General features: G+C 61.1%; 11 protein-coding genes and 3 pseudogenes. 10 read left to right on the top strand and 4 right to left on the bottom strand.

The window, feature by feature from the left end; all coding sequences use genetic code 11:
* Nucleotides 1-10 precede the first annotated feature (10 nt).
* The 3 genes from G5575_RS15295 to G5575_RS15285 all read right to left on the bottom strand — a co-directional run bounded on the left by G5575_RS15295 (nt 11) and on the right by G5575_RS15285 (nt 4,514).
* A complete protein-coding gene (locus G5575_RS15295) occupies nt 11-1,768 on the bottom strand; it encodes an ABC transporter ATP-binding protein (protein ID WP_164535080.1) in 1,758 nt (585 codons plus the stop codon).
* Nucleotides 1,769-1,826: 58 nt separating this feature from the next.
* Nucleotides 1,827-3,431, bottom strand: coding sequence for a peptide ABC transporter substrate-binding protein (locus G5575_RS15290; protein ID WP_164535079.1), 1,605 nt, complete (start codon nt 3,429-3,431; stop codon nt 1,827-1,829).
* 336 nt (nt 3,432-3,767) lie between these two features.
* Nucleotides 3,768-4,514 carry a GntR family transcriptional regulator gene (locus G5575_RS15285; RefSeq protein WP_164535078.1) on the bottom strand — a complete coding sequence of 249 codons (747 nt, stop codon included), beginning with the start codon at nt 4,512-4,514 and terminating at the stop codon, nt 3,768-3,770.
* Between the two features lie 233 nt (nt 4,515-4,747).
* Between G5575_RS15285 and G5575_RS15280 the strand changes: the two genes are divergently transcribed.
* From G5575_RS15280 to G5575_RS15240, 10 genes and pseudogenes are all read left to right on the top strand, one after another.
* Nucleotides 4,748-5,836 carry an ABC transporter ATP-binding protein gene (locus G5575_RS15280; RefSeq protein ID WP_164535077.1) on the top strand — a complete coding sequence of 363 codons (1,089 nt, stop codon included), beginning with the start codon at nt 4,748-4,750 and terminating at the stop codon, nt 5,834-5,836.
* A 31-nt stretch (nt 5,837-5,867) separates the two neighbouring features.
* A pseudogene (locus G5575_RS15275) lies at nt 5,868-7,155 on the top strand (ABC transporter substrate-binding protein).
* A gap of 131 nt (nt 7,156-7,286) precedes the next feature.
* On the top strand, nt 7,287-8,144 hold the full coding sequence (locus G5575_RS15270) for an ABC transporter permease (protein ID WP_164535076.1): 858 nt from the start codon (nt 7,287-7,289) through the stop codon (nt 8,142-8,144).
* A 1-nt stretch (nt 8,145) separates the two neighbouring features.
* Nucleotides 8,146-8,964: an ABC transporter permease gene (locus tag G5575_RS15265; protein WP_164535075.1), complete on the top strand. Its 819-nt coding sequence runs from the start codon at nt 8,146-8,148 to the stop codon at nt 8,962-8,964.
* The gene (locus G5575_RS15260) at nt 8,961-9,695 is read left to right on the top strand and encodes an aspartate/glutamate racemase family protein (RefSeq protein WP_164535074.1); all 735 of its coding nucleotides are present in this window, start codon (nt 8,961-8,963) and stop codon (nt 9,693-9,695) included. The genes G5575_RS15265 and G5575_RS15260 overlap by 4 nt, the downstream gene beginning before the upstream one ends.
* Nucleotides 9,696-9,719: 24 nt before the next feature.
* Nucleotides 9,720-10,597 (top strand): annotated as a pseudogene (locus G5575_RS15255) (polysaccharide deacetylase family protein).
* A 55-nt stretch (nt 10,598-10,652) separates the two neighbouring features.
* Nucleotides 10,653-10,928, top strand: coding sequence for a hypothetical protein (locus G5575_RS15250; RefSeq protein WP_328766283.1), 276 nt, complete (start codon nt 10,653-10,655; stop codon nt 10,926-10,928).
* Nucleotides 10,925-11,418 (top strand): annotated as a pseudogene (locus G5575_RS21895) (CobW family GTP-binding protein); the annotation flags it as partial. The gene G5575_RS15250 and the pseudogene G5575_RS21895, both read left to right, overlap by 4 nt.
* Nucleotides 11,419-11,445: 27 nt before the next feature.
* Complete coding sequence (locus tag G5575_RS15245; protein WP_407924869.1) at nt 11,446-11,940, top strand: GTP-binding protein; 495 nt, start codon at nt 11,446-11,448, stop codon at nt 11,938-11,940.
* Nucleotides 11,937-12,908, top strand: a complete 972-nt coding sequence (locus G5575_RS15240; RefSeq protein WP_164535072.1) for an asparaginase — start codon at nt 11,937-11,939, stop codon at nt 12,906-12,908. Before G5575_RS15245 ends, G5575_RS15240 begins: the two co-directional genes overlap by 4 nt.
* A 13-nt stretch (nt 12,909-12,921) precedes the next feature.
* On the opposite strand, the gene G5575_RS15235 is transcribed toward G5575_RS15240, so the two are convergent.
* Entirely contained in the window at nt 12,922-14,124 is a 1,203-nt protein-coding gene (locus G5575_RS15235; RefSeq protein WP_164535071.1) for a pyridoxal phosphate-dependent aminotransferase, read from the bottom strand.
* Between the last annotated feature and the right edge of the window lie 85 nt (nt 14,125-14,209).

Genomic DNA, 14,209 nt, shown 5'->3' with positions numbered 1-14,209 from the left:
GCTGGTCTCCTCAGGTCGTCACGATCGCTTCGACCCGGTGACCCGGGGCGACGGTGACGAGTTGCGGATGGGCACTTGGAGCGCTGCCGGTCTGGATGACGGTATAACGCGGAGTCCGGGCGCCGATTTCTTCCGACGACAGGAAGGTGCGCAAACGCTTTTCGCGCGGATTGGTCGCCGGGATCGCATCGAGGAGCGCGCGGGTATAGGGGTGCCGCGGATCGGCAAAAAGCCGCTCGGTCGGAGCTTCTTCCACGACGCGGCCGCGATACATGACCACGACGCTGTCGGTCAGGGATTTGACCGTGGACAGATCGTGGCTGATGAACAGGATCGAAAGCCCGAGTTCGGCCTGCAGGTCCTTAAGCAGATTGATGATCTGCGCCTTTACCGTGACGTCCAGCGCCGAGGTCGGCTCATCTGCTACAAGCACCGTCGGCTCAAGAATCAGCGCTCGGGCGATGGCAACACGCTGGCGCTGGCCGCCGGAGAGTTCATGCGGATAACGGCCCGCAAACGAGCGATTGAGACCCACGCGCTCGAGCCATTTAAGGGCCTTCTCCCTCTGCTCGCGCTGCGTACCCATGCCATGAATATGCAGCGGCTCGGCGATGATCTGGGTCAGTGTCATCATCGGATCGAGCGCGGAATAGCTGTCCTGAAAGACGATCTGCATGCGCTTGCGGAAGGGGATCAGCGCTGCAGCGTCCAGCGCTGAAATATCGGTACCATCGACAAGGATCTGACCCTTGCTCGGCTCGGTCAGCCGCATGGCCATGAGCCCGGTCGTGGTCTTGCCGGAACCGGATTCCCCGACAATCGCCACGATGCGATTGCGCGGCAGGACCACGTCGACCGCCTGCACCGCCTGGAATTCGCCTTGGATGACGCGAAAGCCGCTGCGACGCCGCGTGTGATAGGATTTCGCCAAGCCGCGCAGTTCGAGTGCCGGCGCCACCGCATCCGGATCGCCCTTGGACGGCTCAAAGCGCGAATGAAGGCTCGCGAGCAGCGCCTTGGTATAGGTGTGCTTGGGCGCCTCGAAAATATCTGTGACCGGCCCCTCCTCCATGATCTCGCCGCCATACATGACGACGACGCGATCGACCGTTTCGGCAATGACGCCGAGGTCATGGGTGATCATGATCAGGGCCATGCCGAATTCGGCCTGCACCTTCTTGATGAGCTGGAGGATCTGCGCCTGGATGGTGACGTCGAGCGCCGTCGTCGGCTCGTCGGCAATCAGGATCTTGGGGCGGCAAGAAAGCGCCATGGCGATCATGGCGCGCTGCAGCATGCCGCCGGAAAGCTGGTGCGGATAGTAGCCGAGCACATCGGCGGCGTTCTTGATTTCGACGCGAAGCAGCAATTGCTCGGCTTCGGCCAGCGCTTCGCGCTTGCCGATCTTGCGATGCGCCTCGATCGTTTCCGCAATCTGATGGCCGATGGTGAAGACCGGGTCAAACGCCGTCATCGGGTCCTGGAAGATCATCGCCGCCGAACGGCCGCGCAGCCGCGCAAGATCTTCCTTGTTGGCCTTGAGGACATCGACGCCGTCGAGCCGGAGTTTTGTCGCTGCCACTTCGGCCGTTGCCGGCAGGAGGCGCAATAGCGCCGCGCAACTGACGGACTTGCCGGAGCCGGATTCCCCGACGATGCCGACGCTTTCGCCCTCGTTGACGCTGAAGCTGACATGGCGGACGGCGTCTACCGTGCCGCCATATTGGCGAAAGCTGACGCGCAGGCCTTCGATTTCGACGAGAGGCATATACTGGCCCTTGTTGGATGGCGCTCCCCGGTGAAACCGGGAAGCGCGTCGAACGAGACTACTGCTTCGTAATATGCGTGAAGAAGTAGTGGCCGAGACGATCCAGCTGGGTGAAGCCGAGCGAATTGGGCGAAACGCCATCGCCGGTCAACTGGTCCGACACCACGGCGATGGTCACCGGATGCACCAGGGGCACGATCAGGCCCTGATCGATCATCAGCTGTTCGGCATCAGCATAAAGCTGGTAGCGCGTGTCCCAATCGCTGTCGCTGTCGGCCTTGGCGACGATTTCGTCGAATTCGGGAATGAAATAGCCGTGGCGGCCGCCATTGTAGAAGATGCCGTAGAAGTTGGACGGATCGAGATAGTCGTATTCGTAGGGCGCAATGAAGATATTGTTCTTCTTGCCGCGAAGGCCATCCATCCATTCCGGTCCCGGAAGGGAACGGATGTTGAGGGTGATGCCCAGGACTTCCTTGAACTCGGCCTGAAGGTATTGTGCCATGGCCGGGATGATGGCGCCGTTATATCCGCCTTCTTCGCGATACCAGATCTCGACATCCGGAAAACCTTCGCCATTGGGGAAGCCGGCGTCGGCAAGGAACTGCTTGGCCTTTTCCGGGTCGAACACGGCTTCGGCAGCAATGTCTGGATTGTAGCCAGGATAGCCGGGCGGCAGGATCGAGCCGGCCGGGATGGCGATGTCCTTGAGCACGGTCGATGTCAGCTCGTCGCGATCGACCGCATAATAGAAGGCGCGGCGGACATTAACGTCGTTGAAGGGCTCCGCATCGAGATCATAGGAAATATACGAGGTCGCAAAAACGGCGTTCTTGCGGATGCCGTCAGGATAGCGCTGGGTCGCCACCGGCACCTGTCCGGTGTTGAGGAATGAGTAATCTGCATCCCCGGCGAGGAAAGCGGGAAGGCCGACTTCGGGCGCATTCAGCGTCGGGTCAAGTTCGAGCCGGTCGATCAGCGGCGACCAGGGGCCGGTATAGGTATCGGACTTGGTGAGGACCACCGAGTTGTTCGACTTTTCCCAACTCTCGATTTCGAACGGGCCGGACGAAACGATGGTCGAGACGTCGAGCGACCAGTCATCGCCCAGTTCGTCGACCTTGTGCTTGGGCACGGGGTACCAGAGACTGGTGACGGAGGGCAGATAGGGCTTGGGGGCGACGGTCGTCACCTCGATTGTGAGATCATCGACGGCCTTGAGGCCAAGCGTCGAGACGTCCGCAGTGCTTTCGGTGACTTCCTTCCAGCCCTTGATGCCGCCGGCAAAATCCCAATACCAGGCAAAGTCATAGCCCGAGGTTGCGGCATGCTGGAGAGCAAAGACGAAGTCTTCGGCCGTCAGCGGCTCGCCATCGGACCAGACAAGGCCCGAGCGGAGCTTGAAGGTCCAGGTAAGGCCGTCTTCCGACTGGGTCCAGCTTTCCGCCGCCATCGGGGTCAGTTCGAATTCCTTGTTGAAGGTGGCGATCGGGATCTGCAGCAGTTCCGAACCGGTACCGCGGTCATAGACCGTCTTCATATAGTCCATATAGGTGCCGGCGGTGTTGCCACTCGGCGCCACCACAGTCGTTTGTGCCAGTACCGGCGCCGACAGCGCAGTTGCTGTCACCATGATGCCGGCCAGTCTCACAAAAGCATTCATAGAGCTCCCTCCTTGATAAGAGCCAAATGGACGTTCCCTCATGCGCCATCGCGTGCAGAACCAGGCCTGCCGCAATGATCACTCTCATTGCCACCGAGACGGCTGGCCCGGCGCTGAGACGGTTCTTCTTTTCCCTCAAGAACCGCCTAATGACATATGTCTGACAAATCCACTTGAGCTTGGCAAGCGGACTCGTCTGGCCTGATCATCGAGGTTCATATCGAGCGTGCTGATTGCCCGTCGCTATAGTTAGTGTTGGTACTGGCGCCGCCACGGCCACGTAAAACGATTGGCCGAAGTTATTTCGGCCTCCAACAACTCGCCGACCAGAACGACCTAGCCCGCCCTGCCCCCGAGCGCCTCGCGCAGGGGTAGACTGCCTTTCGTCCGAAGGTCGAGATCGGCCTCGATATGGTCGAGGTGGCTGACCAGCAATTGCGATGCCCGCTCGGCATCACGCTGCTCCAGGGCAGCCAGGATATTGGCGTGGTCTCCATGCCCGCAGCTCGAAGCGCCCGAGCGCCCATAAAGCGCGATGACAAGCGACGAGCGCGCCAACAGCTCTTCCATGAAACGCTGAATGATGGCGTTGCCCGCTACCCGCGCCAACAGCAGGTGAAAATCGCCCGATGCGTTGATCTCTGCCCGTCGCGCCATTGGCCCGGTTTGATGCAGCACATGATCTTCCTCTTCGAGCCGGGCACGGAAGGCTGCAATCTCGGAGGGCCCTAGCCGCTTGATCGCCGCTGCCACCAGTCCCGGCTCGATCAGCCGCCGTGCATCGAAGACATGACGCGCTTCGTCAGGCGTGGGCGAGGCTACAAATGCGCCCCGGTTGCGCTCAGAAGTCAGCAGTCCTTCATAGGTCAGCGCCTGCAGCGCCGCACGCACCACAGTGCGGCTGACGTCGAACAGCGCACCGACCTCGGTCTCGTTGAGCTTAGTCCCCGGGGCCAGTCGCCGATCGACGATCGCGTCGCGCAGCCGATCGCGAATGGCAGCCGCTCGGTCCTCCCCTCCACGGGTGATCCAATGGCACCTGCTCCGAAATCCATCCGTACACCTCGTTTGCAAGACCCTCATAGGCGGCAAAGCTTTTGAAGTGAAGAGAGAACGTGAATACAACCCGGGCTTAGATTGCATACAATCTAGGCAAAAGTTTCGAATCTGCTCACGGTTTGATCAAAACCTAGCGATGAACATTTCTTCATCAATTCTTGTCCTGAAGCTTTTGTTAATCGCGTCAGTACGTTGCGCTCTCACCCACGAACTGGCACGCGCCCTGCATTGCACTTCTCGACCAACGGGGAATGCTGATGACCAAGGCTGCAGAAATCGACATCGCCTCGGTTTCCAAAATCTACGGCAAGACCACTGCCGTCGATGCGATCAGCCTCAAAATTCCTGCCGGTAGTTACTGCTGCCTGCTCGGCCCCTCGGGCTGTGGCAAAACTTCGACCCTGCGCATGATCGCCGGACACGAAAGTGTCTCCAAGGGCGACATCGTCCTCGGCCGCGATGTCGTAACTAACCTGCCGCCCGCGAGGCGCGGTACAGCCATGATGTTTCAATCCTATGCGCTCTTTCCCCATCTCGATCTCGTCGACAATGTCGCCTTCAGCCTCAAGATGGCCGGCGTCGACAAGCCCACGCGTCGCGCTCGTGCCCTCGACATGCTCAAGCTCATGCAGATGGACGGCTACGCCGACCGGCGCCCTGCCCAACTTTCTGGCGGTCAGCAGCAGCGCGTTGCGCTGGCCCGCGCGCTGATCACCGACCCCGAAGCCCTGCTGCTCGACGAGCCGCTTTCGGCGCTCGATCCTTTTCTTAAGATCCGCATGCGCGCCGAGCTCAAAAAGCTGCAGCAGCAGCTCGGCATCACCTTCGTGCACGTGACCCACAGCCAGGAAGAGGCCATGGCGCTCGCCGATCTGATCGTCGTCATGAGCGACGGCCGCATCGAGCAGGCCGCCAGCCCGCGCGAGGTCTTCGAGCGGCCCGCGACCGCATTCGTCGCTCGCTTCATGGGCGATCACAACGTCATCTCCGGTCACGTCACCGGCTCCGCCGACGGCGTGGTGAGCTTCGACGTGCCCGGCGGCACGACGCTTTCGGCCTATGGGGAAACCCGGCCGGTGGGCGCGCCGATCGACATCGCCATCCGCACCGACCACGTCCGGATCGGAGAGAGCACAGACCGAGGTCTGGGCTTCACCGGGCTTGTGACCAACCTCGAATATCGAGGCGGTACCAGCAAGCTCACCATCGAAGGGGGCGGTATTTCCGAGTTCACCGCCATCGTTACCGACAAGGCGCTCCAGGCGACACCCGTCGCCATCGGGGATGCCGTGCCGCTCTGCTGGGATGCCGGGGACGCCATCGTTCTCGGCAGCCCGACTGCCTGAAATCAAAACCAGCACACAGGGAAATCTGGCTATGACAGACTTGAACAAGAAGACCGAAATTTCGCGTCGCAACGTGCTCAAGGGCGGCCTTGCCGCCGCGGCGGGCGCGGCCATCGGCTCGGGCGCCATCACAGGCTTCCCCACCATCTGGGCCCAAAACCCCATCACCTTGCGCCAGTTCGGCACCGGTGTGTCCAACCTCAATGCCATTGCCGAAAAGTGCAAGGAAGACCTCGGCATCACGCTCGAAATGACGGCCACCGACTCCGATGCCGCCGCCCAGCGCGCCGTGACCCAGCCCGATAGCTACGACATCGCCGATATCGAATACTGGATCCTCAAAAGGTCTTCCCCACCGGCGTCATCCAGCCGATGGAAATCTCGCGCCTGACCTATTACGACAAGATCGTGCCGCTCTTTAAGACCGGCAAGCTCACCCCCGACAGCGTCATTGCTCAAGGCACCGCGCCACACACGGTGGGCTATGTCGAGGCCATGGACAGCAAGACCTTCGCTTCTGGCGAGACCGACCTCTTCACCATGGTCCCCACCATCTACAATGCCGACACCCTCGGCATCCGCCCAGACCTCGTCGGCCGCGAAATCACCACCTGGGCCGACATCATGGACCCGGCCTTCAAGGGCAAGACGTCGATCCTCAACATCCCATCCATCGGCATCATGGACGCTGCCATGATCATGGAGGCGATGGGCAACATCACCTATGCCGACAAGGGCAACATGACCCAGGCCGAAATCGATGCGACCATCGATTTCCTGATCAAACCAAGCAGGATGGCCAGTTCCGCGCCTTCTGGAAGAGCTTCGATGAATCAGTGAACCTGATGAGCTCGGGCGAAGTGGTCATCCAGTCGATGTGGTCGCCGGCTGTCGCTGCCGTGCGCTCCAAGGGCATCGCCTGCAAGTACCAGCCCCTCAAGGAAGGCTATCGCAGCTGGGGCGGCGGTCTAGGCCTCGCCGCGCACCTCCAGGGCGCCCAACTCGACGCCGCCTACGAATACATCAACTGGTACACCTCCGGCTGGGTCGGCGGCTATCTCAACCGCCAAGGCTACTACTCGGCTGCCATGGACACCGCCAAGGAATACATGACCGAAGACGAGTGGGGTTACTGGATCGACGGCAAGCCGGCGCAGGGCGAAATCAAGGCCCCCGACGGCACCGTCATGGAACAGGCCGGCGCCGTTCGCGATGGCGGCTCATTCCTCGAGCGCATGGGCAATGTCGCCTGCTGGAACTCGGTGATGGACGAGGACCGCTACATGGTCCGCCGCTGGAACGAATTTATCGCTTCCTGAGGCAACGACGGGCGCGATCCGGCGCCCCCATTTCGAAGCATAAGGTTGTCTAACCTTTCCACACGCACCACTGCTCTCGGGTCCACCCGAGGGCACGTCCCTAAGCGGCACAAGCAGGAGAAAATGGTCGGATGAACGCCTTACTCGCCCGCGCAACGCCCTACCTCCAGGCGACGCCGCTGCTGCTCATCCTTGGATTTTTTCTCGCCATCCCGATCCTGCTGCTGCTGGTCGTCAGCTTCTGGGATTACGATTTCGCCGGCATGTATCCCGGCTTTTTCACCTTTAATTACGCTGAAACGCTCGGCTCCTGGGTTACCTGGAAGACTTACGGAAACACGCTGAAATTTGCCGCCATCGTCTGGGCAGCAACCGCTTTCATCGGTTTCTGGGTCGCTTACTTCCTTGCCTTCCACGTGCGCACCGCCGCCATGCAGATGGTGCTTTTCTTGGTCTGCACGGTGCCGTTCCTCACGTCCAACATCATCCGCATGATTTCCTGGATTCCGGTGCTCGGCCGGAATGGCATCATCAATTCGGGTCTTGTCGGCGCCGGCGTCATCGAACAGCCCATCGAGTGGCTGCTCTATTCCGATTTCGCAGTGATTCTCGCCATGGTTCACCTCTACACCCTCTTCATGGTGACCCCGATCTTCAACACCATGATGCGCATCGACAAATCACTGGTAGAAGCGGCCCGCGATGGTGGCGCCAGGGACTGGCAGATCATCTGGAACGTTATCCTGCCGCTGGCCAAGCCCGGCATCGCCATCGGAACCATCTTCGTCGTGACGCTGGTCATGGCCGATTTTTCCACCGTACAGGTGATGAGCGGCGGCCAATCCGCTTCGGTAGCGCTGATGATGCGCAACCAGATGAGCCTGCTGCAATACCCGGCCGCCGCCGCCAACGCCATTGTCCTCCTGGTGCTGGTGCTGCTGATGGTCGCCGGCATCCTCCGCATCGTCGATATCCGAAAGGAGCTCTAGGATGGGCAGCGACAAGCGCAGCGCCGGCTTCTACGTCCTCGCCGTTTTCTTCGGTCTCTTCGTCCTGTTCCTTTATGGACCGCTATCGGCCGTGTTCATACTGAGCTTCCAGGGCCCCCAGGGCGGCCTGACCTTCCCACTAAACGGCGTCTCGACCCGCTGGTTTCAGAACCTCTTCGAAACCCAGGCGGTCGGCAATTTTGGCGCCAGCTTCACCCGCTCCCTGATCCTCGGCCTCATGGTTATGGCGGCCACGGTGCTCGTCTCGTTGCTGGCCGGCCTAGCCTTTCGGCACCGCTTCCTCTGCGCCTCGCCGCTGTTTTATCTCACCGTCGCCAGTCTCGTGGTGCCCTCCATCATCGTCTCGCTGGGCATCGGCGTGCTGTTCCAGCAGATCGGGGTGCAGCCCAACTGGTTCAGTTCCGGCTTCGGCGCCCACCTCACCTGGACCTTGCCGTTCGGCGTCCTCATCATGTTCGCCGTATTCAACCGATTCTCACCCGCCTATGAAGAGGCCGCACGCGATCTTGGCGCCAGTCCCTGGCAGACCTTTGCCCATGTGGTCCTGCCCATGATCGCGCCGAGCTTGATCGGCGTTGGGCTCTTCGGCTTCTCGCTGAGCTACGATGAATTTGCCCGCACGCTTCTGACTTCTGGCAGCTCCAACACCCTGCCGCTCGAAATCTACGGCATGACGACTAATGTCACGACGCCGGTGCTTTACGCCTTGGGCACGGTCACCACTGCCTTCTCCTTTCTTGTTATCCTCGCCACGCTCGGCACCATCCTTCTGGTCAACCGTCGCCGAGCCCGGGCATGACCACCATCGCCGTCATCAATCCCAACACCACCGCCAGCATGACCGCGACCATCGCCCATGCCGCGCGCCTCGTGGCCGGCGCCGATACCGAGATCGTGCCTATCACCTCCAGCATGGGTCCGGCCTCAATCGAAGGCTATTACGACGAGGCTTTCGCGGTCCCGGGCCTGCTGTATGAACTGACTTTGGCGGAGCGTGACGGCGCTCAGGCCGCCATTATCGCCTGCTTCGACGATACCGGTCTCGACGCAGCGCGCGCCATGCTTTCCATCCCGGTGATCGGCATCTGTGAGGCCGCGATGGTGACGGCCGCCTTCATTGCCAAGCGCTTCACCGTCGTCACCACCATGGAACGCTCGCGCGTCCCTATCGAAGAGCTTGCGCACCGTTACGGCATGGCTGCGCGTGCCCGCATTCGCGCTGCAGACGTGCCCGTTCTCTCGCTCGAAGATCCCAATTCCGACGCCCGCCAGAAATTGCGCGCCGAAATTGGTCGCGCCATAGCCGACGATCGTGCCGAGGCCATCGTTCTTGGCTGTGCCGGCATGGCCGACCTGGTCAAATCCTTTTCCGCCGAGTTCGGCCTTCCCGTCATCGACGGTGTCGGCGCTGCGGTAAAGCACGCCGAAGCGCTCGTGGCCCTCGGCTTGCGCACCAGCAAACAGGGCCCCTACGCCCCTCCCCTCGCCAAGCGCTACGACGGCGCCCTGGCTCAATTTGCACCGGCCTGATCGGCCCTTTTCAAGGAAACAATCGTGGCAAAAGAGATCCTCGTGGGCTTTGGCGTCGATGTCGATGCGGTCGCCGGTTGGCTCGGCTCATATGGCGGCGAAGACAGCCCCGACGACATTTCACGCGGCATGTTTTCGGGCGAAGTGGGCTCCCCGCGCCTGCTCAAGCTCTTCGAGCGCGCTGGCATCAAGACCACCTGGTTCATCCCCGGCCACTCGATCGAGACCTTCCCCGCCCAGATGAAGGCTGTCGCCGATGCAGGCCACGGATCGGCATGCACGGCTATAGCCACGAAAATCCCATCGCCATGACGCGCGAGCAGGAAGAGGCGGTGCTCGACAAATCCATCGCCCTCATCACCGAGCTCTGCGGCAAGCGCCCGACCGGCTATGTCGCGCCCTGGTGGGAATTTTCCACCGTCACCAACGAACTCCTGCTCGAGCGCGGCATCAAGTACGACCACTCGTTGATGCACGACGACTTCACGCCCTATTACGTCCGCGTCGGCGATAGCTGGACCAAGATCGACTATTCGGCGCGACCGGAAGACTGGATGAAGCCCCTGGTGCGCGGCGCCGAAACCGACCTCATCGAAATTCCAGCCAACTGGTATCTCGATGACCTGCCGCCGATGATGTTCATCAAAACCGCGCCCAACAGCCACGGCTTCGTCAATCCGCGCGATATCGAGCAGATGTGGCGCGACCAGTTCGATTGGGTCTATCGCGAGATGGACTACGCGGTCTTTCCGATGACCATCCACCCCGACGTCGCCGGCCGCCCGCAGGTGCTGCTGATGCTCGAGCGGCTGATCGAATACATCAAGGGCCACGAAGGCGTCCGCTTCGTCACCATGGACGAAATGGCCGACGACTTCGCTCGCCGCTCGCCCCGCACCTGACGCCATGTGCTCCCTATGCGGCATCCTGGGGTGCGACGATCATTGGTCAAGCGCGGTGTCGCGCGAGGGCACCTATTCGCCCAATACCGACCGCCTGGCTCGCCGCCGTGAAGCTGCCCAGCGTCAGGATACGGTCAACGCGATCCTTGCCACCCAACGCATGAAGCTGAGCGACTGGCACGGCCGCCAGTATGTGCTGCGCACCGCAACCGGCAAGGCCAAGGTCTTCGATAGCCTTTCGCATCTCTGGCCCGAAGCCGAAGCGTTGGGCGGCGTCTCCTTCGACCCGCTAGACCCGGCGCTGCTGGCCCGCCTCAAGTCGCGGCCATGACGCCGACCACCATCAATCTCCTCACCGGATTTTTGGGCTCCGGCAAGACCACGCTGCTGCAGCGCCTTCTCGACCACCCCGACCTCCACGGCACCGCCGTGCTGATCAACGAGTTCGGTGAGGTAGGTCTCGACCATCACCTCCTCGACCGCATCGACGCCAATGTCGTGCTGATGAAGTCAGGCTGCCTTTGCTGCACGGTGCGGGGCGAAATCGCCGATGCCCTCCTCAATCTTCACGCCATGCGTGCTCGCGGCGAAGTCCCTTGGTTTGACCGCGTCGTCATCGAAACCACTGGCTTGGCCGACCCTATCCCGTTCTCTCCACAATCCGCGCCCACCCGGTGCTGCGCAGCCATTTCGTAGCCGGCGCAGTGATTGCCACTCTCGATGCTGTAAACGGCCACGGCCTTCTGTCCACAAGAGAGGAAGCACTGCGACAGCTTGCGGCAGCCGATACCGTCATTCTGACCAAGACCGATCTGGCCGCGCCAGCCGAAATTTGTGCGCTTAAGACCATGGCACGCGCGCTTAATCCTGCAGCCGCGATCCAGGATGCTCAGACCATGTCGGCCGACGCGCTGCTCGACACACACTTTAACGACCTTCGCGTCGCGCCGTTTGCCAAGGAGGATCACCGGCATCACCACGTCGATGGTTCCGATATCCGCTCATTTTCCATCGTGACCGACGATGCGCTGGATTGGACGGCATTCGGCGTCTGGCTGACCATGCTGCTAAATCGCCATGGCGACAGGGTGTTGCGCGTAAAGGGCATTCTCAACGTTGCCGGCAGTGAACGACCGGTGGCCATCCATGGGGTACAACGCCTCGTCCACTCCCCGGTGCATATGTCTGCCTGGCCAGACGAGGACCGCCGCTCGCGTCTGGTCTTCATTCTCAGTGATCTCGATCCGGCTTTGGTGCAGCACTCCTTCGATGTATTTCAAAGCCTGAGGCGGGCGCCCGCACTTGCACCGGCCCAAGCTGGCGAACGGAGAATTTTGGGATGAAACGCATTGTCATCGTGGCCACGGGAGGCACCATTGCCTCGGGCCGGGCACAAGACCAATCGGTGATTGCGGATCGAAAAGGCGCCGCCCTTTTGGCAACCCTCCACGACCCACTTGAGGGTATCGCGGTCGAGGTCGATGACTTCACCGCGCTCGGCAGCTACGCGCTTGACCTGCAGACGCTGCATCGGCTGATCCTTCGCGTCGCCTCCCACCTTGAACGCAGCGATTGTGACGGTGTCGTCGTTACCCACGGCACCGACACCATGGAAGAATCCGCCTTCGTTTCAGACCTGCTGATCGGTAGCGACAAGCCGGTTGTCTTCACAGGTGCCCAGCGGCATGCCGACATGGTCGATACCGATGGCCCCCGCAATATCGCCGATGCCGTCCGCGTCGCAGCATCTCCCCAGACCGTTGGCCTTGGCACATTGGTGGTCTTCGAAGGTGATATCCATGCGGCCGCCACGGTTACGAAGACCCATGCTTCACGGGTCGATACCTTCCGCTCGCCCGGCTATGGCAAGCTCGGCTTCATCGACCAGCAAACCGTCTTCATCGGTCGACGTTCAGCGCGACGATGCATAGACAATCATGGGCTGGCCGAAGGCATCGAGCTTGTCAAGCCGGGTCTAGGGTCGAGCCCCGACTACCTCGAATATTGTGCGACGAAAAACGTCTCCGGAGTAGTCTTGGAAGCCTTCGGCCGTGGTAATGCGCCAAAGGGCTTTGCCGCAGCGGTGGCAAAGCTCGTTGGTTCATCCATTCCCGTTGTAATCGCTTCCCGCTGCCCGGAAGGACGCACCGACCAGATCTATGGCGGCGACAGCGGCGCAGTGACGCTCAAAGCCGCTGGCGGCATATTTGCCGGCGAATTGTCCGCCATCAAATCTCGCCTTCTCCTCTCCGGGCTAATTGCCGGCAAGGCGACGCAAAACGAAATCGCGAACAGCTTTTCTATGTTCTGAAAGAGCTGCAGCCTCAGCGCACAGCATTGGCGAATTCTTGGATGCGTGTCACGGCAGCCTCAAGGTCCTTATCGGAGGCTGCATAGCTAAGGCGCATGTATCCCGGCAGGCCGAAGGCAGCGCCGTGGACGAGGGCGACGCCCTTTTCTTCGAGCAGGGCGCTAACCAGCGCTTCGTCATCCACCAAGGCCCTTCCCGTTTCGCTGGTCTTGCCGATCAGACCTTTGACGGAGGGAAAGACATAGAATGCTCCTTGGGGGATCAAGCATTCGATGCCGGGAGCGGCGTTGAGGCCGTCGACCACCAGATCTCTGCGCGCTTGAAATCGGGCGCGCCAGTCATCCAGAAATCCTTGTGGTCCTGTCAAGGCCTCCACCGCCGCCCATTGCGAAATCGAGGACGGGTTGGTGGTGGACTGCCCCTGCAGCTTGATCATCGTCGACAAAAGCGTGCGAGGGGCGGTGCAGTATCCGATCCGCCATCCGGTCATGGCGTGACTCTTGCTGACGCCGTTCATCGTCAATGTGCGCTCCATAAGCGCCGGCTCGACTTCAGCTATGGTGACGAAGGTGCCGCCATCATAGATCAATGCCTCGTAAATATCGTCGGTGAGGATGTGAACGTGCTCGTGCCGCATCAACACAGCGGCCAGTGCTTTGAGCTCATTGCGACTATAGGCGGCGCCAGTCGGGTTGCTTGGAGAATTCAGCAAGAGCCACTTGGTGCGCGGCGTGATCGCAGCCTCAAGCGCTTCCGGCGTCAGCTTGAACCCGGTCGACGCATCCGCCATGGCAAAAACCGGAGTGGCGTTGCAGAGGCGTACGATCTCGGGATAGCTGACCCAGTAAGGCACCGGGACGATAACTTCGTCGCCATGATTAAGCGTTGCCAGCATGGCATTGAAAATGATCTGCTTTCCGCCTGTAGAGACCATGCAGTCAGCGGCCGTTACATCAAGGTGGTTGTCGCGCCGAAACTTGGCTGCAACGGCTTCCCGAAGCTCGAGCACACCATCGACATTGGTATAGCGCGTCTTACCTTGAGCCATGGCTCGGGACGCCGCTTCTTGAATATGCAAAGGGGTGTCGAAATCAGGCTCGCCGGAGGAGAGTGCGATGACGTCCCGGCCTGCGCGCTTCATGTCTGCGGCCCGGGTCGAGATGGCAACGGTAGCCGATGGAGCAATCCGCAAGGCGGCGTCGGAGAGGAAGGCCATGTTAGCCCTATCGTCTAGAATTGGGGATGTGCGACGGCGCAAGCACACGCTGCTGAGTAAGTGGGGACGTCCGTCGCGGATCGGG

Source organism: Devosia aurantiaca (genome assembly GCF_011058215.1).
Classification (GTDB): Bacteria; Pseudomonadota; Alphaproteobacteria; order Rhizobiales; family Devosiaceae; genus Devosia; species Devosia aurantiaca.
The sequence above is the reverse complement of the archived record's forward strand: the minus strand, read 5'-3'. Positions and strand labels throughout refer to the sequence as shown.